This window comes from Thalassolituus sp. LLYu03 (genome assembly GCF_050507655.1).
GTDB lineage: Bacteria > Pseudomonadota > Gammaproteobacteria > Pseudomonadales > Oceanobacteraceae > Venatoribacter.
On sequence record NZ_CP191496.1, the window covers coordinates 817642 to 842486 of the forward strand.

16 protein-coding genes are annotated in these 24845 nt (G+C 55.6%); 8 read left to right on the top strand and 8 right to left on the bottom strand.

The genetic code is table 11. The features are described 5' to 3' along the window. Position 1: 1 nt before the first annotated feature. The 4 genes from ACQUQU_RS03890 to ACQUQU_RS03905 form a co-directional block, all read right to left on the bottom strand. Positions 2–1174, bottom strand: coding sequence for a hypothetical protein (locus ACQUQU_RS03890; RefSeq protein WP_430461943.1), 1173 nt, complete (start codon positions 1172–1174; stop codon positions 2–4). Positions 1175–1188: 14 nt separating this feature from the next. Further along, complete coding sequence (locus ACQUQU_RS03895) at positions 1189–1650, bottom strand: hypothetical protein (RefSeq protein ID WP_430461944.1); 462 nt, start codon at positions 1648–1650, stop codon at positions 1189–1191. A gap of 10 nt (positions 1651–1660) precedes the next feature. Continuing rightward, complete coding sequence (locus ACQUQU_RS03900) at positions 1661–2683, bottom strand: hypothetical protein (protein WP_430461945.1); 1023 nt, start codon at positions 2681–2683, stop codon at positions 1661–1663. Positions 2684–3622: 939 nt separating this feature from the next. Beyond that, positions 3623–4741, bottom strand: coding sequence for a DcaP family trimeric outer membrane transporter (locus ACQUQU_RS03905; RefSeq protein ID WP_430461946.1), 1119 nt, complete (start codon positions 4739–4741; stop codon positions 3623–3625). Positions 4742–5237: 496 nt separating this feature from the next. Between ACQUQU_RS03905 and acs the strand changes: the two genes are divergently transcribed. Together acs and ACQUQU_RS03915 are read left to right on the top strand one after the other, a co-directional pair. Beyond that, positions 5238–7190, top strand: coding sequence for an acetate--CoA ligase (gene acs, locus ACQUQU_RS03910; RefSeq protein ID WP_430461947.1), 1953 nt, complete (start codon positions 5238–5240; stop codon positions 7188–7190). Between the two features lie 150 nt (positions 7191–7340). Further along, complete coding sequence (locus ACQUQU_RS03915) at positions 7341–8009, top strand: response regulator (protein WP_430461948.1); 669 nt, start codon at positions 7341–7343, stop codon at positions 8007–8009. A 137-nt stretch (positions 8010–8146) separates the two neighbouring features. On the opposite strand, the gene ACQUQU_RS03920 is transcribed toward ACQUQU_RS03915, so the two are convergent. Beyond that, on the bottom strand, positions 8147–11587 hold the full coding sequence (locus ACQUQU_RS03920; RefSeq protein WP_430461949.1) for a PAS domain-containing hybrid sensor histidine kinase/response regulator: 3441 nt from the start codon (positions 11585–11587) through the stop codon (positions 8147–8149). Between the two features lie 229 nt (positions 11588–11816). On the opposite strand from ACQUQU_RS03920, the gene ACQUQU_RS03925 reads away from it, so the two are divergent. The 4 genes from ACQUQU_RS03925 to ACQUQU_RS03940 all read left to right on the top strand — a co-directional run bounded on the left by ACQUQU_RS03925 (position 11817) and on the right by ACQUQU_RS03940 (position 16331). After that, positions 11817–12131, top strand: a complete 315-nt coding sequence (locus ACQUQU_RS03925) for a DUF485 domain-containing protein (protein ID WP_430461950.1) — start codon at positions 11817–11819, stop codon at positions 12129–12131. A 10-nt stretch (positions 12132–12141) separates the two neighbouring features. Further along, on the top strand, positions 12142–13791 hold the full coding sequence (locus ACQUQU_RS03930) for a cation acetate symporter (RefSeq protein WP_430461951.1): 1650 nt from the start codon (positions 12142–12144) through the stop codon (positions 13789–13791). Positions 13792–13923: 132 nt separating this feature from the next. Further along, positions 13924–15726: a DUF294 nucleotidyltransferase-like domain-containing protein gene (locus ACQUQU_RS03935; protein WP_430461952.1), complete on the top strand. Its 1803-nt coding sequence runs from the start codon at positions 13924–13926 to the stop codon at positions 15724–15726. Next, the gene (locus ACQUQU_RS03940; RefSeq protein WP_430461953.1) at positions 15726–16331 is read left to right on the top strand and encodes a 3'-5' exonuclease; all 606 of its coding nucleotides are present in this window, start codon (positions 15726–15728) and stop codon (positions 16329–16331) included. The genes ACQUQU_RS03935 and ACQUQU_RS03940 overlap by 1 nt, the downstream gene beginning before the upstream one ends. 39 nt (positions 16332–16370) lie before the next feature. On the opposite strand, the gene ACQUQU_RS03945 is transcribed toward ACQUQU_RS03940, so the two are convergent. From ACQUQU_RS03945 to ACQUQU_RS03955, 3 genes are all read right to left on the bottom strand, one after another. After that, complete coding sequence (locus ACQUQU_RS03945) at positions 16371–18494, bottom strand: TonB-dependent siderophore receptor (protein ID WP_430461954.1); 2124 nt, start codon at positions 18492–18494, stop codon at positions 16371–16373. A gap of 213 nt (positions 18495–18707) precedes the next feature. Continuing rightward, positions 18708–20483: a sodium:solute symporter family protein gene (locus ACQUQU_RS03950; RefSeq protein WP_430461955.1), complete on the bottom strand. Its 1776-nt coding sequence runs from the start codon at positions 20481–20483 to the stop codon at positions 18708–18710. 14 nt (positions 20484–20497) lie between these two features. After that, the gene (locus ACQUQU_RS03955) at positions 20498–20767 is read right to left on the bottom strand and encodes a DUF4212 domain-containing protein (RefSeq protein ID WP_430461956.1); all 270 of its coding nucleotides are present in this window, start codon (positions 20765–20767) and stop codon (positions 20498–20500) included. Positions 20768–21286: 519 nt separating this feature from the next. Here ACQUQU_RS03955 and ACQUQU_RS03960 point away from each other — a divergent pair. Together ACQUQU_RS03960 and ACQUQU_RS03965 are read left to right on the top strand one after the other, a co-directional pair. Next, positions 21287–21811, top strand: a complete 525-nt coding sequence (locus ACQUQU_RS03960) for a DUF2147 domain-containing protein (protein WP_430461957.1) — start codon at positions 21287–21289, stop codon at positions 21809–21811. Positions 21812–22048: 237 nt separating this feature from the next. Continuing rightward, on the top strand, positions 22049–24835 hold the full coding sequence (locus ACQUQU_RS03965; protein ID WP_430461958.1) for a TonB-dependent receptor: 2787 nt from the start codon (positions 22049–22051) through the stop codon (positions 24833–24835). Positions 24836–24845 lie beyond the last annotated feature (10 nt).

The following is a 24845-nucleotide window of genomic DNA, read 5'->3' on the forward strand; positions in this document are numbered from 1 at the left end:
CTTACTTCACAATCGCGTAGAACGTGATGGTGCTGGTGTTGCCGTCACTGAATGTACCGTAAGTCACGGTCACGCCAGATGCGTCGCCAGCAGTCGTTGGCGCAGCGTCAGTCACTGAACCACCGGCTGGTGCTGTGGCTGTCAGCGCACAGGTAATGCTGTCGGCTACGGCATCCGCTGGTGTGGTTGAGCAGTAGGTCAGCTCTGCGGTCAGCGGGTCGGTCACTTCCAGATTGGTTGCGGCCATATTCCCCAGATTCTTCACCACCAGAGTGTACTTAACGATGGCTTCCGGAATCGCTTTAGGGTCAGAGGTTCCGTTGAACGGATCCCAGACAACTTCCACAGACTTAACGAAGCCGTCGTTGGTGTTATCGCCGTCGTCTGTGTACTCAGGGAAGCTAGGGAAGGACAGCTTCAGAGCGTCGGTCGCAGACTCAGTGTTGTCTTTGTCCGCGTCTGCCACAACCAGCTCAACACCGGTCAGGGTATTGGTGGTCGTTGACAGGCTGGCGATAGTGACGGTGGTATCCGGATCGTAAGAACCGGACGTGGCGTTCCACACTTTGCGGGTGACGGAACCGACGGTACCGGTCAGCGTTACGCCCAGTACGTCTTCGTCAACACCAACGACAGACGCTTTCGGCGCCAGTACGTATACGGTGGTGCCGGTAGACTGATCCTGAGGCAGGGTCAGGCTGGCAGAGGATACGTCGGCATCGGTGTCCGTCAGGCCGGCTGAACCGTCGTTGTCGGCAACGATAACGTAGTTACCGGAGTCGAGATCGATGGTGTCGGTTTCGGTGTCGGAGCCGTAGGTCAGATTCGTTGCGGCGGCCAGTTCTGCGGCTGTCAGAGTGAACAGCGCCGGGGTGTTACCCGTGTTGGCGACTACGAACACACCGGCAACGTAGTAGTCGGCGCTGTTGTAGGTCTGCAGAGCAGAACCATTAATGGTGGAACCGGAACGGGTAACGGTGAAGTCGATCTTCACGTCAACCGCTACGTCCGCTTTTGCTTCCACTTCGGTCTGCTGAATGCCGTTTACCTGGTAGCCCAGGGTCGCGGTGTTGGTGATTAAAGTACCTGCAGTGGTGGTTGCGTGAGCCTCGAATGCAGAGAGGCCGGCAAGTGACACTAAAGCAGGCAGAACCAGTTTTTGTATGTTTTTCATACGGATTCCCCTGTTTATTTGATACGAACTTTAAATTCCACTTTGCCGCTGGCTCCGGCCTCAACCGGCTGAGTCAGCTGCCAGCGGACGTGGGTATAGTCCTCAGCTTTCGCTGCACGGCGTTCGCCGTTTTCGATTACGGTCAGCTGGCTGGCAACCGCAAACGTTTGTCCACCATCTACGGAGTAGGTGATGTCCGTGCCTGCACCGGTGGCGCTGTTGGCGATGTAACTCGCTTCAGCGGCCACCGGGTTATTAATGACGACGCTCTGGGCCGCTTCCTTACCGTCGTTGCGGTAAGCAATGCGGAAACCGATTTTGTCGCCCGGTACAACTTTGTCAGCGGCCTGCCACTCTTCCACTACAGAGCCGTCTGCCTGAGGAACCGGCACAATCTTGAAGGCTTCGGTCTTGAGAACGACGTCGGCCAGTGCCAGTGAAGGAAAGAGCATCAGAGCCCAGAAAAGAGTGCGCATGGCTGCCTCCTTACTTAATGGTTACGTTGAACTGCAGGGTGTAGGTGCCTGCAGCAGACTGGTTGCCCAGATCCAGCGTGATACGGCCATTGGTATCAATGGAAGTGCCGTATACGGTGGCGTCAGACAGAGCAGAACCAGTGCCGGAAATGTCATTACCCACCTGATCAGAGCCGATGAGGTAGGCGCTGCCCGTGACGTAGGTCACTTCGGCAGGCATGGTGTCGGCGACAACCAGCGAATCAACGGCAGAATTCACTTTGATCAGAATCTGGTAGGTGGTCACAGAGCCCGGAATGGCTTTGGCGTTGCCGAACGGGTCAAGGTGCTTCAGCACAGACTTGGTCACGGTGACTGCGGTTGCAGGCGCGGTCGGATCGTCCACAACGGTGTAGGTGTGGGTGAAGGTCACTTCGGCATTGTCGATAGCAACGATAGCGTCGGTACCTGAATCACCTACGCCGGCCAGAACAGTACCTTCGGCTGCGGTAGACGCGCCGGCAGTCTGAGAGGTGACTTTGAGTACGACGTCAGCTGTGGTGCCGGTTGCAGCGGTAGGGATATCCACCACAACAAACACAGTCACAGTTTCGCCGGCGTCCAGGTTCAGGTCGCCGGAGGCGTTGACCGGGTAGGCCAGATCGGCACTGGTGAAAACACCATCGCCGTTGCCGTCGAAGTACATAGTGATGCTGGAAACGTCGAAGTCGTCGCCTGTGGCGGCGTCAACGGTGGTCAGTTTGAAGGTCTCAGAACCGTTACCATCGTTGCTGATGGTGTAGCCCACAACCACATCCTGCTGATCGGTGATGACGTTGGTGCCAGTGCTGGCGGTCACGCTCACATCGATCAGTTCCTGCACGGTAAAGGCGATGGTGCTGGTTACGCTCAGCTGATTGGTGGTACTTGGCGCGTAGTAGGTAGCCGTCGCGGTGTTGGATACGGACGTACCGGCGGTCGTGCCGTCTGCCCAGCTGGTCACCGAGGCCACTAAACCTGCCAGAAGCAGGGTGGTGCGTTGGATGGTCTTCATAGGGATCTCCTTATTGGACCTTTACTTGATAACGAAATCGGTTGTTCGGTATTGAGCGGTTCACTTCCATGCCTTTGACTGTCCTGTCCTTGTCTACTGAAACGGGTTCTGAAATGCCTGCCAGCGCGGTAACGGTGTGGCAAGGGTCTTTCTGTGTGGAACGCGTTTATGGGCGGCAGGGGGCTGAACTGACCAAAGTTCGTTTCCCGGCAGGGCCGCATAGCGGGCAGCAACCAGCCGACGCTCTGCACGCAGAACGTTGTCGGGGTGGTTCGCAGATGGTATTCGGGCATGGAAGCCACGTACCTGTAGCAGAGAGGGCACTTGTGTACTGATCGTTTGGTCAAATTGCGCAATACCGCGCATAGTATGTATGGCTTTCGGGTGAGTCAATTTGCTGCCGGTCATGTTTCAGTTTGTGTAACAGGCCGCCAAAGTGTTGTTTTTCGGCCATTTTTTCTTCTTTTTGTGAAATGGACCTGTTTTCAGGGGCTTGCCCCGCAAAAGGGCATGTGTTTCTGACTTTTGACGTCACCTGATTGGCGTTTTCGGGGGGAATGTGACAAAAAGCGTCACCCGGAATCTTGCGTAACTATTTTGTATCTTTTTGTAATTTTCCGGGTTTGTCTGACAATTCATTGGCGTAAAACTGTCTCATTACGGTTGGCTGTCAGGCGAAATCATGACGCCAAAAAATTGCCAGTCAGGGGTTGGATGAAACCCGGATTCTGTTTGTGCTATTGACGGGTCGCTGGCGGCTGTATGCAGCTGCTGTAAGTAGCAGAGCTAAGCGGCAATATTTGCGCGTGAGGCTGGACGATCAGAGGCAAACGTCGGGGTGTGTGAGCGGAACTGGAAAGGCATCCGGGCCGCTGATTGCACACCCAGAGTGCGGACATAAAAAAACCGGCCGAAGCCGGTTTTTTCGTTTCTGACGGATCAGAAGGTGAACTTAGAGGTGAACTGAATGCGGTTCATATCGCCATCAGCACCACTCACCAGTTCGCGTGAAGCCATGCTGTATTCCACACCATAAGTTACTTCTTTGGTTGGGGAGTACATCAGGTTCAGACGGGTGCTGGATGAGCTTTCAGTCAGAGTGACGGCTGCTGCATCGTCGTAATCCGCTTCCAGCATGGAGTACGCCAGGGTGCTGCGTACTTTGTCTGTCCAGAAGTGGCGGTAGGCAACAAAGGCGGCATTTACATCGGTTGCCTCTAGATCACCGTTAGCCCCCACAACCACGTCGGAAGCAGAGCCTACTCCCACATAGCGCGCCACATTACCTGTGGTGTAGCTGAATTTCAGGTCATCCGCGCCCAGCTTGATAACACCAGACACGCTGGCACCAAAACCAGTAGCGGTTTCATCGACACCAGTAGGGCCAGAGACCCCGTTTTGGGAAGCAAACTGGCGGCCAATTGCGGCAATACTGAAGGTATGGTCACCGGCTTTCAGATTGTAACGGGCAACGATATCCGGCAGGCCGTTATCGTCTGAAGCGGTACCACCTACAGTGGTTTCCGGGTTTTCGAGAGAGAACTGGAAATCACCCATGGTGTATCGGATCTGTGCCTGACGGTTAAACACTGTGCCGTCACTTACGCCGAGGAAGTCCACGGTTTCAGGCAGAGCACTGGTGTTCATAAAGGTCGACCAGGTCTGACCAAAGGTCAGGTTGCCAACGGTAAAGAAGGCATGGCGCAGACGTGGGCTGTAAGAGTTGGAAACGACTTCGTTGCCCTGAGCAGAACCCAGGAAATCAAGTTCAACAAAGCCGGTTACTTTTTCGCCGTTTTCCAGCGTGGTAACGGTTTTAAAATTAAAGCGGGAGGACTTAGCGCTCATATCGAAGCTGCTGGTCTCTTCACCACCGGTTGGAATGGTGAATGGAAGGTAATAATCCCGTCCACCACTTGCAGCTCCCAGATCACCATCTGAGTAAGTACTCATCATGGCGTCAAGCTTAAGGTACCCGCCGTAAGAAAATTCGGTGTTGGCTGCCTGAACTGCCAGGGGCAGGGCGCTGGCCAGCAGAATTAAAGAAGTCTTGCGCATGTCACTCTCCTTTTTATCGTAGTTGTGCATACCCACTATGGTGCACGCTTTCTCTGCGGAGAAATTAGCCAAAGGTCGAAAGAATCGGTGTTTAGGTAGAAGTACCTACTAACTCACTGAGTAATTGCGATGCCGCTGTGGCGCTTACCGGTGCGCGTTCTGGCTGGCCGGCACCACGAATGACCCGTGCGGAAAAATCCCGGAATGGCTGTCTGTTCAGGCTTGTTCGATACGAGAAATCCTTTAATTTTCAATGGGTTTTACCCAAGAGAAGACGGTGGTGGGGAAGGCTTTTAAGGACGGCCACTGCCCATCAGCCAAAGGGTGTGCAGCCGTCGGTCAAAATCGGCGCTAAGGCCCTGATTCTCTTTGCATCTGGCTTGGATAGACCATTGTCTAATTTTGAGCAGAGCGCCCTGCAACGAATATGAGTTACAACACATATACAGTGCGCAGAAGCATTCGCGAGCTAAAAATAATCATTCGGGAGAACGCTATGAGCGACCAGAAGGTGTACCCGGTCAAACCGGAATTTGCCGACTCAGCATGGATCAATAACGAGAAGTACCTGCAGATGTATCAGCAGTCTGTCATCAACCCGGAAGGTTTCTGGCGTGAACAGGCTGAACAGCGCATCGACTGGATGCGTCCTTTTACCAAGGTGCGCAACGTTTCGTTCGATGATCACAACGTATCCATTAACTGGTTTGAAGACGGCACGCTGAACACCTCTGTGAACTGCCTGGACCGTCATCTGGAAAGCCGTGCTGATCAGGTAGCCATTATCTGGGAAGGCGACAACCCGGCGGAAAGCCGCAACATCACCTATAAAGAGCTGCACGAAGAAGTTTCCCGCTTTGCCAATGCGCTGCGCGGTCAGGGCGTGCGTAAAGGCGATGTGGTCTGCATCTATATGCCGATGATTCCGGAAGCAGCGGTGGCCATGCTGGCCTGTTCCCGCATCGGTGCTATCCACTCGGTCGTATTTGGTGGTTTCTCGCCGGATGCGCTGGCTGGCCGTATTGAAGACAGTAACGCCAAGATCGTCATTACCTCCGACGAAGGCGTGCGCGGCGGCAAAAAAGTACCGCTGAAAGCCAACGTTGACGAAGCGCTCACTCACCCGACCATCCGTACGCTGGAAAAAGTGATTGTGGTGAAACGCACCGGACGCGATGTGGCCTGGCACAGTTCCCGCGACGTTTGGTACCACGATCTGGTGTCGCTGGCGTCGCCGCATTGCCCGGCTGAAGAAATGAGCGCAGAAGATCCGCTGTTCATTCTGTATACCTCAGGCTCTACCGGAAAGCCGAAAGGCGTGCTGCACACCACCGGCGGCTATCTGGTGTGGGCTTCAATTACCCATCAGTACGTGTTCGATTATCACGACGGCGACATCTACTGGTGCACCGCTGACGTGGGCTGGATTACCGGTCACACCTATCTGCTGTACGGACCGCTGGCCAATGGCGGCACCACGCTGATGTTTGAAGGCGTACCGAACTATCCGGATGTGAACCGCTTCTCGCAGATCGTCGACAAGCACAAAGTGAATATTCTCTACACTGCGCCAACCGCTATCCGCTCGCTGATGGCCGAAGGTAAGCGTGCAGTCGAAGAAACCCACCGCGAATCCCTGCGTCTGCTGGGTTCTGTGGGCGAGCCGATTAACCCGGAAGCCTGGGAATGGTACTACCACGTGGTCGGTGAAGAGCGTTGCCCGATTGTGGATACCTGGTGGCAGACCGAAACCGGCGGCATCATGATCACCCCGCTGCCGGGTGCGACCGCGGCCAAACCGGGTTCTGCTACCCGTCCGTTCTTCGGCGTGCAGCCGGCGCTGGTCGACAACTCCGGCATGCTGCTGGAAGGTGCCACCGACGGTAATCTGGTCATCATCGACAGCTGGCCGGGTCAGGCCCGTTCGGTATTCGGTGACCACGACCGCTTCGTGCAGACCTATTTCTCCACCTTCCGTGGCATGTACTTCACCGGTGACGGTGCCCGTCGTGATGAAGACGGTTACTACTGGATCACTGGCCGTGTGGACGACGTGATCAACGTATCCGGTCACCGCATGGGTACCGCCGAAGTGGAAAGCGCGCTGGTGGCTCACCCGAAAGTGGCCGAGGCCGCCGTGGTGGGTTACCCGCACGACATCAAAGGTCAGGGTATCTACGTGTACGTCACCCTCAACTCAGGCGAGCAGGCCAGCGACGAGCTGGTGAAAGAGCTGCGCAACTGGGTGCGTGGTGAGATCGGTCCGATCGCCACTCCGGATCTGATTCAGATCACGCCGGGGCTGCCGAAAACCCGTTCCGGTAAGATCATGCGCCGTATTCTGCGCAAGATCGCCGCCAACGAGCACGACTCTCTGGGCGACATCTCAACACTGGCGGATCCGTCCGTGGTTGAGACCCTGATCGACCAGCGTCTCAACCGGAAATGATTCCGCTGAGCTGAGTCACAAAAACTGCCCCGGGAGCAATCTCTGGGCAGTTTTTTGGTTTCTGAAAGGCCCGTGTCTGCTATAAAGACACCCATTGAATAAGAACAAACAGTCCACGGAAAGTGGTAGTTATAATCTCCGGAGGGGACTATGCAGCTCGCTCAAAAAATCATCATTGCCGACGATCACCCCTTATTCCGTACCGCTATGCAGCAGGCTGTCAAACAGCTGGTGCCTGACGTCATCATTGAGCAGGCTGAATCCCTGCCGGAACTGCAGCAGGTGGTTGAACAACACAAAGACGCCGACCTGATTCTGCTCGATCTGCAGATGCCGGGTGCACACGGTTATTCTGGTCTGGTATTCCTGCGCTCGCACTATCCGGAAATTCCGGTGATTGTGGTGTCGGCCTGTGAAGACCCGGCCATTATGTGTCAGGCCATTGATCACGAAGCCTCGGGTTATATTCCGAAATCCTCGCCGCTGGAACACATTGCCAAAGCCATTGAACTGGTGCTGCAGGGCGATATTTATCTGCCGGATGTGGCGCGCCGTCATCAGCATCAGCCGAACCAGAGTGCACTGGATCTGGCCGAGCGTCTGGCGAGTCTGACTCCCCAGCAATTCCGTGTGCTGACCATGATGTCGGAAGGTATGCTGAACAAGCAGATTGCTTACGATCTGGACGTCAGTGAAGCCACGATCAAAGCGCACGTAACCGCTATTTTCCGCAAACTGGGTGTGCGTACCCGCACACAGGCGGTCATTGCGGTACAGAGTCTGGACATTGAAAAACCGGAAGCGGCCCTCAGTCACTGAGTGGACCGTTAGCAATAAAAAAGCCGGCAATTGCCGGCTTTTTTATTGCTGTTTTGGTTGAACACTTTTATGGAATTTTAGCGCTGATTAACCCGGCCAGCGCATGGTCTGGCCGGACCAGAGTCAGCGGACCGGCATCAGCGGATCAGGCGGCGGATCAGTGCGCGCAGCGCAGCGGGTTTTACTGGTTTACGCAGGAAATAGAACCCCAGATCACGCGCCTGTTCTTCAACCGCAGGGCGCGGGTCGGCCGTGATCAGTACGCCCGGAATATCGTCACCGAATTTCGCGCGCAGCGCGGTCATCACCTGCAGACCGGTTTCGTCGTTATCCAGCTGATAATCGGCCAGCATAATGCGCGGCGTAAACGGAATCTGCAGCGCTTCGGCTTCGGTCATGCAGCTGTACACTTCACATTGCCAGCTGCCGAGCAGGGCGTTCATGGCGGTCAGCACTTCGGTATCGTTGTCGATGCAGAAGGTTTTTAACCCCTCGAAACTGCCGGCAATGCGCGGTGACATGTCGCTGGTGTATTCCGGTGCCGCAACCTGATGTTCCGTCATGGGCAGTGTCACGCGGAAGCGGGTGCCGTAACCGACCCAGGAGGCCACATCCACCTGATGGTCCATACGCTTGGCCATGCGGTCGACAATCGCCAGACCCAACCCCAGGCCTTTGCTGTCCTGCTTGCCATGATTCAGGCGTTTAAATTCACCGAAAATTTCGCCCAGTTTGCTCTGCGGAATGCCCGGACCGGTATCCCAGACTTCGACCACCAGTTTATTGCCGCGCTTGCGGCAACCAAGCAGAATCCCGCCTTTGTCGGTGTAGCGCACCGCATTCGACAGCAGGTTCTGAATAATCCGCCGCAGCCAGTGTGCGTCACTCATGACCCAGCATTCGCACGAGCGGAAACGCAATTGCAGGCCTTTTTCCGCGGCCAGCGCGGTAAATTCATCACGCAGTGGTTTCAGTACCCCAGCCAGCTGAATCGGTCTCAGGGTTGGTTCCATAGCCCCGGCGTCGAGTTTGGAAATTTCCACCAGAACCGACAGCACGTCTTCGGCGGATTGCAGCGACCCTTCGAGATGATTCAGCAGCACCCGCTGCTCATTGCTCAGCGAATGCTGGGCGAGGGTCGAGGCAAATAATTTCGCCGCATTTAACGGCTGCATCAGGTCGTGACCGGCGGCGGCCAGAAAACGGGTTTTACTGGTGTTGGCTTCAATCAGCTGCGAGGTCAGATCGTCCAGTTCCTGCGTGCTTTTTTCGACCCGGCGTTCGAGTGTGATGTTGGCTTCTTTCAGCGACTGCTCGGCTTTGCGGTGCACTGTGATGTCGGTGAAACTGGTAACGAAACCGCCATCCGGCATCGGGTGTCCCTGCATGTAAATCACGATGCCGTTGGGCAGTGAACGCTCAAACTGATGCGGTGAACCGGAGCGCAGGAAATTCATGCGCCGGCTGATCTGTTCTTCAATACTGCCGGCGCCACAGAAGCCGCGTCCGGCGTTGAATTCGATAATGTCCGCGACGGGTCTGCCGACCTGAATCAGGCCGGGCGGGTAGTCAAAAATTTCCAGATAGCGCCGGTTCCAGGCCACCAGATTAAGGTTGCGGTCGACCACACTTACGCCTTGCTGCAGGTTTTCCAGCGCCGCCTGCAATTGCTCGCGGCTCATGGAAAATGCCTGGCTGGCCTCGCTGGCGAGGAAGGCCAGATCGCGGATCTGAATCTGTTCACCGCCCAGCAGGGTTGAGAAAATGACCCGGGCAGACGACGAGCCCACTACCGATGCCAGTAATTTTTCAGCTTCGTGCAGCAGCTCGCTGGAGGCCATGGCGTGGTCGTACTGTATGCCATGGCGGGCCTGATAATCGGCGAAAAAGGATTCGGCTTTTTTGTAGCCCAGAATACGCTCCAGCACCACGCGCACGTCGTCCACTTTGCAGGTAAACGTAGGCGCCAGCTGCTTACCGGCCTGCGGTGCTTTGGTGCTGGTAAATTCCGAGGCCAGCATGCGTTCGCGCACCGAGGCGTTGGTAATAACCGAAAAGAAAATATACAGCGAGACGTTGACCGACAGACTCAGAATCACGCCGAAGCTGAACTCGTCCAGATCCAGTCCGAGCATGCGCGTGGTGTTGCTGGTCGGTTCGGCAAAACCCTGCGACAGCACAGGCCAGAGCAGGGTGTAGAACCAGATGGCAGTGCCGCCCACCAGACCGGCCACGGCGCCCTGACGGTTACCGCCCTGCCAGATCAGGCCGCCGATTAACGCCGGCGCAAACTGAGCAACGGCGGCAAACGACAACAGGCCGATGGCGGCCAGCGATTCAAATTCGCCGACCATGCGATAGAACAGATAGGAACCGAGCAGCATCACCAGAATCACCATGCGGCGCACGGTCAGAACCAGGGTGCGCACGCTGGACGATTGCTGAATGTCGCTTTGCTGCTGCGTGTTGCGGAAAAACGCCGGCAGAATGAGTTCGTTCGACACCATGGTGCTGACCGCAATGGTGGCCACAATGATCATGCCCGTGGCCGCGCTGCCACCGCCGATAAAGGCAATAATGGCCAGCGCTTCCTGCCCGAGAGACACCGGCAGACTCAGTACATAGGTGTCCGGGGCAAAGCCCAGATCGCGCATGAACAGATGGCCGGTGAGGGCGATCGGCACCACAAACAGCAGCATCAGTAACAGGTACAGGGGAAACATCCAGCGCGCGGTGTGAATGTGGCGCACCGATTCGTTTTCGATCACGGCCACCTGAAACTGGCGCGGCAGACAGAGAATGGCGAAGCCGGCGAGCAGACTTTGCAGCACAAAGGCCAGTGAAATCACCTGACTGTTCAGCAGCGGATGTTCCGGCATCACCGCCTGCGACAGCCGGTACAGGTCGAGGGGGCTGTCGAACAGGGTGGTCAGCACCCAGGCGCCGACAATAATCATCGCCAGCAGCTTCACCATGGATTCAAACGCCACGGCCAGAATCATGCCCGGGTGTTGCTCACTGGCGTCGATGTCGCGCGTACCGAACACGATCACGAACAAGGCCATGGCCCAGCTGATGTGGAAGGCGGTGTCTTCCCAGAAGGGCAGGGTCTCGGTCACTGTGCTGCCCAGCGGCATGGTCACCAGCTCGAAGGTGGTGGCAATGGCTTTCAGCTGCAGCGCGATATAAGGCACCACGCCGAGTACGGCCACCAGAGTCACCAGAATGGCCAGCGTATGATCGCGGCCGTAGCGGGTGGCGATAAAATCGGCGATGGAGGTCAGACGTTTTTCTTTGGCGATGCGGATAATTTTGCCCAGCATGCGCCAGAAAAAGAGCAGGAAAACGATGGGGCCGACGTAAATGCTGAGAAATAACCAGCCGCTGGTCGCGGCCTGACCGACCGCGCCGTAAAAGGTCCAGGAGGTGCAGTACACCGCCAGTGACAGGCTGTAGATCAGGCCGGTGTTGTGCACGGGCTTGCCGCTGTGCGCGCGGCGGTCGCCGTACCAGGCGATCCAGAAAAGCGTACCGATATACAGCACAGAAATGGAAACCAGTTGCCAGCCCGGGATCATAAGCTTCCTTCAGTTCTTTGTTTTTATCAGTTCATTGTTCTTATGTCAGGGCCAGAGCTTACCACGCCGGCTAACTGACAATCCGGGAATAAGGTATCTCTATCAGACTAAAGTCGAATGCCGGGAACGGCAAGCACAGCAAGTGTCTCGACTATGGTCGTGCAGAGCCTGTGGGAGCGGATTTGTAAACTGACCACTCAGTAACAGCCCGCGCTTTACGGAGCAGGACATGCAGTCCGATATTTATAACAGAATCAAAGATAACCCCGATTTTCAGCAGCTGGTGCAGAAGCGCAAAAGCTTTGCCCTGCATCTGTCGGTGATCGTGCTGGTGATGTACTTCTCGTTCATTCTGCTGATCGCCTTCGCCCCGGAAGTGCTGGCAACGCCGGTGGCGAAAAACTCGGTCATTACCTGGGGTATTCCGGTCGGTATTTTTATTATCATCGCCTCTTTCCTGCTGACCGGCATTTATGTGAAGCGCGCCAACACCGAATTCGACGAAGAAAACCAGCGCATCATCGATGAGTCGATGCGCGGCTGAGGACATGACAGTGAAACGCTCAATTATTGCAGCCGGCTGGCTGCTTTCTTTGCCGGCATCCGCGTCGGATGCCCTCAGCGGTGCCGTTGAACAGCAGGCCACCAACTGGTCGGCCATTATCATGTTCCTGATTTTTGTCGCCTTTACTCTCGGCATTACCCTGTGGTCAAGCCAGCGTACACGCTCGGCGGCCGATTATTACGCCGCCGGCGGCGGTATTACCGGTTTTCAGAATGGTCTGGCCATTGCCGGTGACTATATGTCGGCGGCCTCGTTTCTGGGAATTTCCGGACTTGTGTATTTGTCAGGTTTTGATGGCCTGATTTATTCGATCGGTTTTCTGGTCGGCTGGCCGCTGATTCTGTTTATGATTGCCGAACGTCTGCGCAATCTGGGCAAATTCACCTTCGCCGACGTCGCTTCGTACCGTTTGGGTCAGCGTCAGATCCGCACCTTATCGGCGGTGGGTTCACTGTGCGTGGTGGCGCTGTATCTGATTGCGCAGATGGTGGGCTCGGGCAAGCTGATCCAGCTGTTGTTTGGCCTGCCGTATAACTATGCCGTGGTGCTGGTCGGTATTCTGATGGTGCTGTATGTCACTTTGGGCGGCATGCTGGCGACGACCTGGGTGCAGATTATCAAGGCGGTGTTGCTGCTGTCCGGGGCCAGCTTTATGGCGCTGATGGTGCTGGTGCACGTTGGCTTTGATCTGGGGGATCTGTTTAAAGAAGCCACCGATGTGCATCCGCTGGGAACGGCCATCATGGCGCCCGGTGGACTGGTGTCGGATCCGGTATCGGCCATCAGTTTAGGCATTGCGCTGATGTTCGGCACAGCGGGGCTGCCGCATATTCTGATGCGCTTCTTTACCGTGGCCGATGCCAAAGAAGCGCGTAAATCCGTCTTCTTTGCCACGGGCTTTATCGGCTATTTCTACGTGCTGACCTTTATTATCGGCTTTGGCGCCATTGTGCTTGTATCGACCAATCCGGAATTTCTGAATGAAACCGGCAAGCTGATCGGCGGTAACAATATGGCGGCCATTCATTTATCGAAAGCGGTGGGCGGTGACCTGTTCCTTGGCTTTATTTCGGCGGTGGCGTTTGCCACGATTCTGGCGGTGGTGTCTGGGCTGGCGCTGGCCGGAGCGTCGGCGGTTTCGCACGATCTGTACGCCAACGTATTCCGTCCGGGTGCCAGCGATGAAGATGAAATCCGTGTGTCGAAAATGACCACTGTGGTGCTGGGTGTGGTGGCTATTCTGCTCGGTATTCTGTTCGAACAGCAGAACATTGCCTTTATGGTGGGGCTGGCGTTTGCCATCGCCGCCAGTGCGAATTTCCCGGTGCTGTTTTTGTCTATGTACTGGAAACGGCTGACCACTCGCGGCGCCATGATCGGCGGCTGGCTGGGTTTGCTGACCGCGGTATCGCTGGTGGTTCTGGGACCGATTGTCTGGGTACAGATTCTGGGTAATGAAAGTGCGGTGTTTCCGTACAAATACCCGGCCTTGTTCTCGGTCATCGTGGCGTTTGCCGGCATCTGGTATTTTTCAGTGACCGATAAATCAGCGGAAGGTGCACAGGAACGTGACAAGTTTGATCATCAGTTCGTCCGCTCGCACACAGGGGTTGGTGCCGCCGACGCATCCAGTCACTGAGTCACACATTTTTCAGGCAGTTGTGCACACGGCTGCCGCAGGTTTGCCTCTGAGCTGGGGCTCCCCTTGGCACCGCATTTTGCGGTGTCTTTTTTATTTTCAGGCCGGTGAAAACAACAGGACGTTCAGGATATGAGTATTCAGATCAACCTCCATCAGCCACCTTTCAGTTTCCTGTCGGAACAGCAGCTGGACTGGCTCACCAGCCGGCTCGATCTGGTGTTTTTTCCGGCCGGCGCCGTGATTCTCGATGAAGGCTCGGTCACGCCGGGTCTGTTCATTGTCTATAAAGGCGTGGTGGAAGAAACCGACCGTGACGGCACACAGGTATTTTCCCAGTACGGCAAAGAAGACGTATTCGATGTGCGCGCCGTGCTGGAATCGCGCAGTAAACACAGGTACACGGCCATTGAAGAAACCCTCTGCTATCTGCTTAAAGCCAAAGATTTTATTCAGCTGCTGAACGATTCTGATGATTTCTCGGTGTTCTTTAAAACCGATCTGGGCACACAGGAAGAGCTGGTCGAGCAGCGCGAGGGCGGTGGCGTGTCGGAATTTATTCTGGCGCGCATCGACGAAGACACCATACGCCCGCCGGTGTACGTCACCGGCCAGACCAGTCTGGCGCGGGTGGCGACCATTATGGACGAACAGAAGTACGATGCGGTTCTGGTGCGTACGGCCAAAGACATCGGTATTGTCACTGGCACTGATCTGTTAAGAGCCACGTTATTGGGCGATAAAACCCGCCAGAGCAAAGTAGCTGACATCGCGCAGTTTAATCTGATTGATGTGAAGTACGGCGATTTCCTGTTCAGTGCGTTGCTGAAAATGACGCAGCATAAAATTGAACGCGTTATTGTCACCCGCGACGGCGATATTGTCGGCATGCTTGAGCTGATGGATATGCTCAGTATTTTCTCGACCCATTCGCACGTGATTGCCATGCGTATCGAGCAGGCCAAATCCATCAAAGAACTGGTGGTCGCGGCCAAACGTCTGGATACCCTGATCGAAAGCCTGAACACTCAGGGCGTGCGGGTAATCGCCATTATGGAACTGATCACCACGCTGAACCGGCGTCTGATGCAGCGGGCCTTTGAGCTGATTTTTCCGGAGCGTTTGCGCAAAAGCGTGTGCATTCTGATTCTGGGCAGCGAAGGGCGCGGTGAGCAGATCCTGAAAACCGATCAGGACAACGCCGTGATTCTGCAGAACGAACACGACCGCGAGGCCGTGCTGCCGCTGTTGCAGAGCATGCATCAGACGCTGCTCGATTTCGGTTACCCGCGCTGCCCGGGCGGCGTGATGTTCATCAACGACAGCTGGATCAACACCGTTGACGGCTGGCAGAACCGGGTCGAGCGCTGGCTGCGATCAGCCAGTCCGGAGCCCATGATGAACATGGCGATTTTTATGGACGCCGAGCCCATCTGCGGTAACCGCGAGCTGTTTACACCGGTCAAGGCCAGCTGGCAGACAGACTCGCTGCGCTCCAGTATTACCTCAGCCTGGTTCGCCAAACCCGCCCTGCAGTTTGAAACGCCGTTAACCTTTCTCGGCAAAATCAAAGAAGATCACGGCAGCATTGATATTAAAAAGGGCGGTATTTTCCCGCTGGTACACGGGGTGCGTGCGCTGTCGTTTGAATACGCGATCAGCGAGTGCAGCACGCTGGAACGCCTCGACAAACTGCAGGCCATGAACGTGCTCGACGAAGAGACGGCGCAGGGGCTGAAGGATTCTTTGCTGTTTTTCCTGCGTATCCGTCTGCGTCAGCAACTGGATAAAGACGACCCGAACCGCGGCCTGAGTCAGAAACTTGAGATCAGCAGCTTGCGCAGTGTCGACCGCAGTATGCTGCGCCATGCGTTGCACCGGGTGAAGAAATTCAAACAGCTGTTGGTGAATCACTACCGACTGGAGAATTTCTGATGGCGCCGGTGAATTTCTGGAAAAAAATCGCTGGCCAGTTTCCGCCACAGGGGCGCTGGCAGCATCTGGCTGAGCCGTATGATGGTGATGAAGTCGTGGTGCTCGACTGCGAAACCAGCTGCTTCGATAAAAAGAAAGGCGAATTGCTCAGCGTTGCCGCCGTGCGTGTAAAAGGACAGGAAATCCGCTTATCCGAAGCGCTGGATCTGACGGTTAAGTCGGACGTGAAAACCGATCCGAATGCGGTGCGGGTGCATTACCTGCGCCGTGAAGACCGCGAGCAGGGCGTGGCCGTGGCCGAAGCCATTGAGCGGGTGCTGGATTTTGTCGGTAACCGGCCGATTTGCGGATTTTACATTGAATACGACCGCGCCATTCTGAACCGCTACATCAAGCAGCTGTACAATTTTCATCTGCCCAATAAATTCATTGAAGTGTCGGAAATCTACGTGCGCAAAAAGCGCCGCCATATGCCCGAACTGCAGCTGGATCTGACCTTTGAAGGGTTGGCCAAAGACCTGAAAGTGCCGGTGATTGAACGTCATACCGCCATGGGCGATGTGATTTCGACGGCGCTGATGTACATCAAACTGACGAAATTCTGAATCGTCCCTGATTCAGAATTTTGCCTGCTGTACCCTGGATCAGAAGGTGTATTTCGCCGACAGTGAGACCTTTAGCGGTTCGCCCGGATCAATGCTCTGATTATTGCTGCCTGACACGTAGTATTCCTGATTCAGCAGGTTGGCTACGTTCAGTGCGTATTTGCCCTGTCCACGCTCGTAATACAGCGCACAGTCGACCACTGAATAGCCCGGCAGTCTAACGCGGGTTGTGCTGTCTTCGTCGGTGTAGCGTTCAGATTCGTATTTATAACCCAGACTTACGCCAACCAGGCCATTCAGTACCGGATGCGGAACGTTGTAACGGCCGAGTGCAAACGCGTTGTGTGCCGGAGCGGACGCAGGCGGATTGCCGAGTGTATTGTCGCGGTTTTCATAGGCTTTGCTGATTTCTGCATCTGTGTAGGTGTAGCCAGTCTGCAGTTGCACGTGATCCAGAGGCTGCAGCTGCAGCGTGATTTCGGCGCCCTGACTGCTGACTTCTCCGATCAGCTCGTCGTAGCCACTCGGACCTTCTTCGGCCAGATTTTTCTTTACGGTATCGAAATAGGCGATGTTCAGATTCATGCGGCCGTCACCTGACTCGAATTTCACCCCGGCTTCCTGTTGAATACCGCGCTCGGGTTCCATCTGCTCGCCGTTCACATCGTAGGTAGGAATGGCCTGCGGGCTGAAGGATTCTGCGTAGCTGGCGTACAGCGACAGGCCCGGATTCACACGGTAGACCACACCGGCATTGTAGGTGGTGTCGGCCACGGCTTCGCTTTCGTCGGCAGTGGTGTCGGCGTCTTTGTACTCCATGTGGTAGTCGCCGGCCTGACGGTCGTAACGGGCGCCGGCGAGCAGGGTCCAGTGGCTGGAAAGCGTGATTTTATCGGCAATATACAGGCCTGCGCTGTACAGATCCCAGGTGCGGTAATTACCCGGATCATCCGCCAGAATCTGACCTGTGTATTGCGGATCATAGAGGGTTACAGCGGCACCGCGGGTATCAAAGGCCAGACGGTCGTACTGGCGATATTCATAACCGCCGTTAACACCAATTAGAACATCGTGTACCACCTCATCACCCAGCGTGGCGTGCAGGTTGGTGTCGATAAAATGGTATTCGCGGCGGTTGAACTGATGGCGGTTGCGGCGGCGCAGACTGGTATCAGCCACCTCATCGGCTTCGATGACCGCGTTGCTTTCGTACAGATCGCGCTCGTCCTCATGCCAGACACTGCGCAGACGGGTGGTCGATTCCAGCCGGTCACTGAACCTGTGGTTCAGGGACACCGACAGCGCCTGCCCCTGGTCGTCGTCACTGTCCCCCGGCTCCTGATAATAGGTTTCAATGCCGGCGGCGGTGCTTATATCGTGATTGGCAACAAACAGACCGTCGTCGGCGCCGCGTTCCTCTTTGGTGTATTCGAGTTGCACGTCGAGACGGGTGTTGTCTGACTGCCAGCTCAGCGATGGAAACAGGTAGCTGGCTTCGGTGCTGACGTAGTCGCGGAAGGAGTCGGTGTTTTCATAGCCAGCGATGAGACGGTAGCTGAGGCTGCCGTCGTTGCTTAGCCAGTTGCTGGTATCAACCGACGCCTGATAGCCATTTTTACCCTGATCGGGATACGTCTGCGCGTTGACGGACAGGCTGGTCTCCGGAGAGCTCTGAGGCTTTTGGGTGATGATGTTCACCAGACCGCTGGGGTCCATCCAGCCATAGAGAACTGATGCCGGGCCTTTCAGGACTTCCACCCGCTCGATGTTGGCAGTGACCGGTGAACCAAAGCGCGATACCAGCCCAGGCAGACCGTCGACCTGTACGTTCTGTAAATCGGTCGACATACCGCGGATGGTGAAGGCGTTGGCGCTGGTGCCGCTGCGCGAGAAGCCGGCAATGTAGCTGTATGCGTCTTCCAGACGGTAAGCCTTCAGGTCTTCTAGAACACCGGCGTTGATGACGCTGGTGGAGAAGGGGGTGGCCAGGGCTTCTGTGGTCATTTTCAGCGCCGTGTCCTGCGATTGCTCGGAGTACGAACTCTGGGCGCCGGTAACGGTGACATCGTCCAGGACGGCAGTGTCATCGGCCTTAGCCCAGCCACTGATCAGCAGGGTACTGGTGGTTATGGCGAGCAACGCCGGGGAGTGTTTCGGTTTCATGCACAACTCTCTTTATTTGATGATAATAATTATCAACTGCATCTTTGAGAGTGTAAAGACGTGGTCTGCGGGTTTGCATTCTCTTTAGGCGGACGGGCGGAAGAATCGGGCAGGCAATATGCCCGCGTGTTGCGGGCAAGTGCTATCGGGCAACCTTAGACAACAGGCATAAAAAAACCCGGCATAAGCCGGGTTTTTCGGGGGATGTCAGACTCAGTGGTCCTGAGCTGCACTCGCGCCTTTCGGTACGCGGATGTCTTCCACCATATGCTGGATATGATCCGGAACTGGCGCCGTCATGTTGGACACGATGAACGCTGTTGCGAAGTTCAGCAGAGCACCCAGGGCACCGAAGGCTTCCGGAGAAATACCCAGGAACCAGTTGTCCGGGGTGTTCGCCAGCATTTCGGTACCAGGAATGAACAGCCAGCCTTTGTAGGTGAAGATGTACACCAGAGTGGACACCAGACCAACCAGCATGCCGCTTACTGCACCTGTGTTGTTCACCTTGGCACTGAAGATACCCATCATCAGAACCGGGAAGATCGAGGACGCGGCCAGACCGAACGCCAGAGCCACTACCTGTGCGGCAAAGCCTGGTGGGTTCAGACCCAGATAACCCGCCACCACGATGGCACCGGCCATGGCGATACGGGCGGCCATCAGTTCGTTTTTCTCACTGATATCCTTCATGAAAGTGCTCTTCAGCAGGTCATGAGAGATCGCGGTCGAGATCGCCAGCAGCAGACCCGCAGCGGTAGACAGCGCAGCTGCCAGACCACCGGCCGCCACCAGGGCAATTACCCAGTTCGGCAGGTTGGCGATTTCAGGGTTAGCCAGAACCATGATGTCGTTGTCGACCTTCACCAGCTCGTTGCCTTTCCAGCCGTATTCCGCAGCTTTGGCAGCGAAGTTAGGGTTCTTGTCATCGTAGTACTGGATACGACCGTCACCGTTCTTGTCTTCAAACGCCAGCAGACCGGTGTTTTCCCACTTCTTGAACCAGTCCGGACGTTCTGCGTAAACCAGGTTGCCTTCAGCAGAACCCACTTCGCCGGTCTGTACTGTGTTGGTCAGGTTCAGACGAGCCATGGAACCAACAGCAGGGGCTGTGGTGTACAGGATCGCGATGAACAGCAGGGCCCAGCCAGCAGAGGAACGGGCGTCCGCTACTTTCGGTACAGTGAAGAAGCGGATGATAACGTGTGGCAGACCGGCAGTACCCATCATGAGTGACAAGGTGTACATCATCATGTTGAAGGTGCCGCCTTTCTGAGCTGTGTATTCAGCAAAGCCCAGGTCAACCAGCGTCTGATCCAGTTTCACCAGCAGTGGGGTGCCGTCTGCGGTATCGCTCAGGAAGCCCAGCTGTGGAATCGGGTTACCGGTCAGGTTCAGGGAGATGAAGATAGCCGGTACGGTGTAAGCGAAGATCAGAACACAGTACTGAGCGATCTGGGTGTAGGTTACGCCCTTCATACCACCGAGTACGGCGTAGAAGAACACGATACCCATACCAGCGTAGAGACCGGTTGCGTAATCAACGTCCAGGAAACGGGAGAAGGCTACGCCGATACCTTTCATCTGGCCGATTACATAGGTCAGGGACGCTACGATCAGACAGATCACCGCCACGATACGGGCAGTGGACGAGTAGAAACGGTCACCAATGAAGTCAGGAACAGTGAACTTGCCGAACTTACGCAGGTACGGAGCCAGACACAGAGCCAGCAGTACATAACCACCGGTCCAGCCCATCAGGAAGATGGAAGCATCGTAACCTTTGAAGGCGATCAGACCCGCCATAGAGATAAAGGAAGCGGCAGACATCCAGTCGGCGGCCGTCGCCATACCGTTCGCCACCGGGTGAACGCCACGACCAGCGGCGTAGTATTCACCCGTGGTTCCGGCGCGTGCCCAAATGGCAATACCGAAGTAGAGCGCGAAGCTCAGGCCTACAACGATGTAGGTTAAAGTCTGTAAATCCATAATCTGCTCCTCGCTTATTCGTCGTCGTGAACGCCGAACTCACGATCGAGTTCACGCATTTTCTTGGCGTAAATGGCAACGATTGCCAGGAACACATAAATGGATCCCTGTTGTGCGAACCAGAAACCCAGACCAACGCCGCCAATCGGAATTGCGTCGAGTGCAGGACGGAACAGAATACCGAAGCCATAAGACACCAGTGCCCAGATCGCCAGCAACACGAACATTAAATTCAGATTCTTGCGCCAGTAGGCTTTTTTATCGTCTTCAGATTTGAAAGCCATAACCCCTCCTAATTTTTATTTGAATGCAGATTCAACCTAGCAGCATAGCGTCGGCCGCCGACAGCTAGACCTTGGTAGTACCGGTTAAAGAGGGGTTGGTCAGCAGTTATTTATTCTTTAAAAAACAGATAGTTAAACGAATTTTTCCGGCAAATTTGCAGCCCGCTACCAAGGTATAAAGCGACGTTTACCGGTGAATAAATGCCAGCTTTAAAGACGCCCCGCAGGCTGCGGACCGGATGTTTATCTGTGTAAGCCGTTGGCTGCTACCGGTCTGATACACAAAGCTGAGCCAACTGCGCCTAGGCTTTGCGTGCCAAAGTACGAATAAGGTATTGGAAAAACGCCGGTCCGGGTCTTAAAACGCCGCATATCAGGCCACGAATGATCACCCGTGTTCAGAAATGGTCCTTCTGTCTTTTGCTTTCTGCGCGGGGGTTATTTAAAGTCAGGCCCGGTAAAGGCAACACCCGATAAAAAGAAGACCCCATAACAATCACAATAACGGAGAACCCGCTCATGAAACTGACGTTTACTGCTGCTCTGCTGGCATTCGTACTGCCTGTTCTGGCTGACCCTGCGGTGGGTCGCTGGGTAACGGTGGATGACGAAGACGGCAGCAAGAAAAGCGTTGTCGAAATCAGCGTGAATGACAAAGGCGAACTGCAGGGCACCATCGTTGAGATCCTGCGTGCCGCTGACAAAGGCAAGCTGTGCAGCGAATGCCCGGACAACTTCAAAGACCAGCCAATTGAAGGCCTGACCTTTATGTGGGGCCTGAAGAACGACGGTGAAGGCGAGTGGGAGAGCGGCCGTATCCTCGATCCTAAGTCGGGTAAAGTGTACAAGTCACAGGCCAAAGTATCCGACGACGGCCAGCAACTGGTGGTACGTGGTTACATTGGCGTGTCCTGGGTTGGCCGCAGCCAGACCTGGCTGAAGTACGAAGAGCCGGCTGCTGTGGCGTCTGAAGCGCCAGCCGAAGCGGCACCTGAAGTCGCAACCGAAGCCCTCACGGCGGAAGGTGCAGCGGAATCCAAATAAGGATGCGCTGTAAAGAAACCGCCTGCGGGCGGTTTTTTTATGCCTGTCAGACGGTGAGCCGCCGCCAATATCGTTACCGCCCCGCACTTTTTTCATTCTGAACGCCACCTTCACACACCCGTCATATTTTATTCCTACTCTGCCTGTGTCAACTGGATTAGACCAGATTGGTTGGCCGGCATCGGTGGGGGATCTGATGCGGCCTCAATTTCTTACTAAGCGGATTTGGGGAATAGGATGAAACGCTTTACGCCAACGACACTGCCTGTGCTGGCCACACTGGTTCTGGGCAGTCAGATTGTTCTTGCCGATGCCAGCCTGAGCGGTCTGGTAGCCGACCAGAGCGCCGTATTACCGGGTGCGACTGTGACCGTGGAAGAAACCGGTGCGCGTGTTGTCACCGACGAGCGCGGTCAGTTTGTATTGAAAGGTCTGGATGCCGGCACTTACCGGGTAAAAATCAGCTACGTCGGGTACGACCCGCTGGAAACCAGCATCACAGTCGCCACCGACGAGCGCAAAGACATGGGCCGTCTGCAAGTAAAATTCAGCGGCAGCAGCATCGAAGAAGTGGTGGCCGTGGGTCATATTTTTCAGGGTGAAATGAAAGCCCTGAACACGCAGAAAAATGCCAACCGTATTCTGAATGCGATTTCCGCCGACGGTATCGGCAAGCTGCCGGACCGCAACGCCGCCGAAGCCGTACAGCGTATTCCGGGCGTTTCCATTGAGCGCGACCAGGGCGAAGGCCGCTTTGTGGCGGTGCGCGGTCTGCCTTCCCAGTGGAGTTCGGCGTCGCTGAACGGTGACCGTATTCCGACCGCCGAAGAAGAAACCACCTCGCGTGCCACCGCGTTCGATTTCTTCCCGACCGAAATGATCGAAACTGTGGAAGTCAGCAAAGCCATTACCCCGGATATGGAAGGCGATGCCATTGGCGGTAACGTGAATTTCGTCACCCGCCGTGCACCGCAGGAAGCGACGCTGGATGTGACCCTCGGCACCAACTACAACGATAAAGCCGGTGAATCCGGTTATAACGTGAATATTCTGGCCGGTGACCGCAGCGACAGCGGTAAATTCGGGTATATCCTGAACGCCAGCACTTATGTGCGTAACTGGGCGACGGATAACTTCGAGCCGCGCCGTGACGGCGAAGGTATTTACCGTCTGGAACTGCGTGACTACACCGGCGAAAGGGACACCACAGGCTTTAACGGCGCTATGGAATACACGCTGGATAACGGCGACACCCTGTACGCGCGCACCCTGTACGGCACGCTCGAAGACGACGAAACCCATTACAAGCACCGTTACCGTTTCAACAAAGACCGCGTTGAGCTGCAGCACATTCACAATATTCTGACCACCGAACTGAGCGGTCATGAAATTGGCGGTGAGCATTGGGTCGGCGAGGGCGGTCAGCTGGAATGGAAACTGTCGACCTACGACAACCATTTCTTCTACGGCAATGTGCCGAACAGCCGTGACAACAGTTATTTCGTCATGCGCTTCGACCAGAAAAACGTCGGCTATACCGGTCTGGGTGACGACAATTTAGCCTACAACACCATCGACGGTGGTTCGGATTCAGCGACCCATCCGAGCACGCATTTACCAGACGGTTTCAGCATGGACCCGACCCTGATGAGTCTGTCGTCGGTTGAACTGTACAAAGTGGATGTGCGCGAAAAAGACAAAGCCGTGGCTCAGCTCGATTTCACTCAGGATTTAAACCACGACCTGCAGCTGAAATTCGGTGCCAAATACCGCGATAAAGAACGCGTTGCGCGTTTCTCGGATGAATTCTACGTGTGGGATACCGCCAATTACGGTGCCGCGCCGACCCTGTCCGATTTCAATCTGATGGACCAGCCGGGCCGCAACGATTATCTGGAAGAAATTAACGGTACGTACGCCGACGATTTCAGTCAGGTAGCGCGCATGCGCGATCTGGAAAACTTCTGGAATGAAAACCGCGAGAAATTCATTCTCGACGAAGGCGAATCAGCGCTGGTCAGCAACGGCGGCGCGCTGGGTCGTAATTTCGACGTCAATGAAACCCATCTGGCCGGTTACGGTATGGCCACCTACAACCTGAACGACGACATGACGCTGGTCGGTGGTCTGCGGGTTGAACAGACCACGACGCAGGTGAAAGGTCAGGTGTATCAGGCCGACACCGACTCTCTGCTCGACCGCAAAGAAGAGAAGAAATACACCTCGGTACTGCCGTCGGTGCATCTGACCATCCGCGGTGACGATGACAGCAACGTCCGTCTGGCGCTGTCCCGTACCTTCGCCCGTCCGGACTTTGGTGACCTGACACCGGGTGGCAGCTATGTGGAAGCCGACGGTACGCTGGAATCCGGTAATCCAGACCTGAACCCGACCTACTCTCTGAACCTGGATGCCCTTTACGAACGCTACTACGACAACGTCGGTATCGTGTCGGCCGGTGTGTTCTATAAAGACATTACCGACCCGATTTTCCAGAGCGCTACCCAGGGCACGTATAACGGTAACCCGGTGACCATGAAGAGTGCGGACAACGGTGAAGGCGCGTGGCTGGCCGGTGCTGAATTCGCCCTCAGCCGTCGTCTCGATTTCATCCTGCCGGCACTGGAAAACTTCGGCGTGCAGGCCAACTACACCCGCATGCGCTCGGTGATGGAATTACCGGACGGACGTAAAGCGGCGATTCCGCGTCAGGCCGACAATCTGTACAACGCCTCGGTATTCTACGATGACAGCGTGTATGCGGTGCGCGTCGCGGTGAACCATAAAGGCGAATACATTCAGGAACACGGCGGTTCCGCCGCCGAAGACAGCTACTACGGTGATTACACCAGCGTGGATCTGAGTGCGTCGTACAACGCCACCGATCGTCTGATGGTGTTCATGGATGCCAACAACCTGACCAACGAGCCGATGAAATATTATCAGGGCAGCGAAGGTCGTCCGCTGCAGGTGGAATACTACGGCTGGCGCGCCAGTCTGGGTGTGAAGTACAGCTTCTACTGATCCTGATTTT

Excerpts from the sequence above, each read along its gene's own strand:
- ACQUQU_RS03940 (WP_430461953.1), top strand. The coding sequence starts at position 15,726 with ATGGCGCCGGTGAATTTCTGGAAAAAAATCGCTGGCCAGTTTCCGCCA.
- acs (WP_430461947.1), top strand. The coding sequence starts at position 5,238 with ATGAGCGACCAGAAGGTGTACCCGGTCAAACCGGAATTTGCCGACTCA.
- ACQUQU_RS03905 (WP_430461946.1), bottom strand. The coding sequence starts at position 4,741 with ATGCGCAAGACTTCTTTAATTCTGCTGGCCAGCGCCCTGCCCCTGGCA.
- ACQUQU_RS03920 (WP_430461949.1), bottom strand. The coding sequence starts at position 11,587 with ATGATCCCGGGCTGGCAACTGGTTTCCATTTCTGTGCTGTATATCGGT.
- ACQUQU_RS03960 (WP_430461957.1), top strand. The coding sequence starts at position 21,287 with ATGAAACTGACGTTTACTGCTGCTCTGCTGGCATTCGTACTGCCTGTT.
- ACQUQU_RS03965 (WP_430461958.1), top strand. The coding sequence starts at position 22,049 with ATGAAACGCTTTACGCCAACGACACTGCCTGTGCTGGCCACACTGGTT.
- ACQUQU_RS03915 (WP_430461948.1), top strand. The coding sequence starts at position 7,341 with ATGCAGCTCGCTCAAAAAATCATCATTGCCGACGATCACCCCTTATTC.
- ACQUQU_RS03925 (WP_430461950.1), top strand. The coding sequence starts at position 11,817 with ATGCAGTCCGATATTTATAACAGAATCAAAGATAACCCCGATTTTCAG.
- ACQUQU_RS03955 (WP_430461956.1), bottom strand. The coding sequence starts at position 20,767 with ATGGCTTTCAAATCTGAAGACGATAAAAAAGCCTACTGGCGCAAGAAT.
- ACQUQU_RS03890 (WP_430461943.1), bottom strand. The coding sequence starts at position 1,174 with ATGAAAAACATACAAAAACTGGTTCTGCCTGCTTTAGTGTCACTTGCC.
- ACQUQU_RS03895 (WP_430461944.1), bottom strand. The coding sequence starts at position 1,650 with ATGCGCACTCTTTTCTGGGCTCTGATGCTCTTTCCTTCACTGGCACTG.
- ACQUQU_RS03900 (WP_430461945.1), bottom strand. The coding sequence starts at position 2,683 with ATGAAGACCATCCAACGCACCACCCTGCTTCTGGCAGGTTTAGTGGCC.
- ACQUQU_RS03935 (WP_430461952.1), top strand. The coding sequence starts at position 13,924 with ATGAGTATTCAGATCAACCTCCATCAGCCACCTTTCAGTTTCCTGTCG.
- ACQUQU_RS03950 (WP_430461955.1), bottom strand. The coding sequence starts at position 20,483 with ATGGATTTACAGACTTTAACCTACATCGTTGTAGGCCTGAGCTTCGCG.
- ACQUQU_RS03945 (WP_430461954.1), bottom strand. The coding sequence starts at position 18,494 with ATGAAACCGAAACACTCCCCGGCGTTGCTCGCCATAACCACCAGTACC.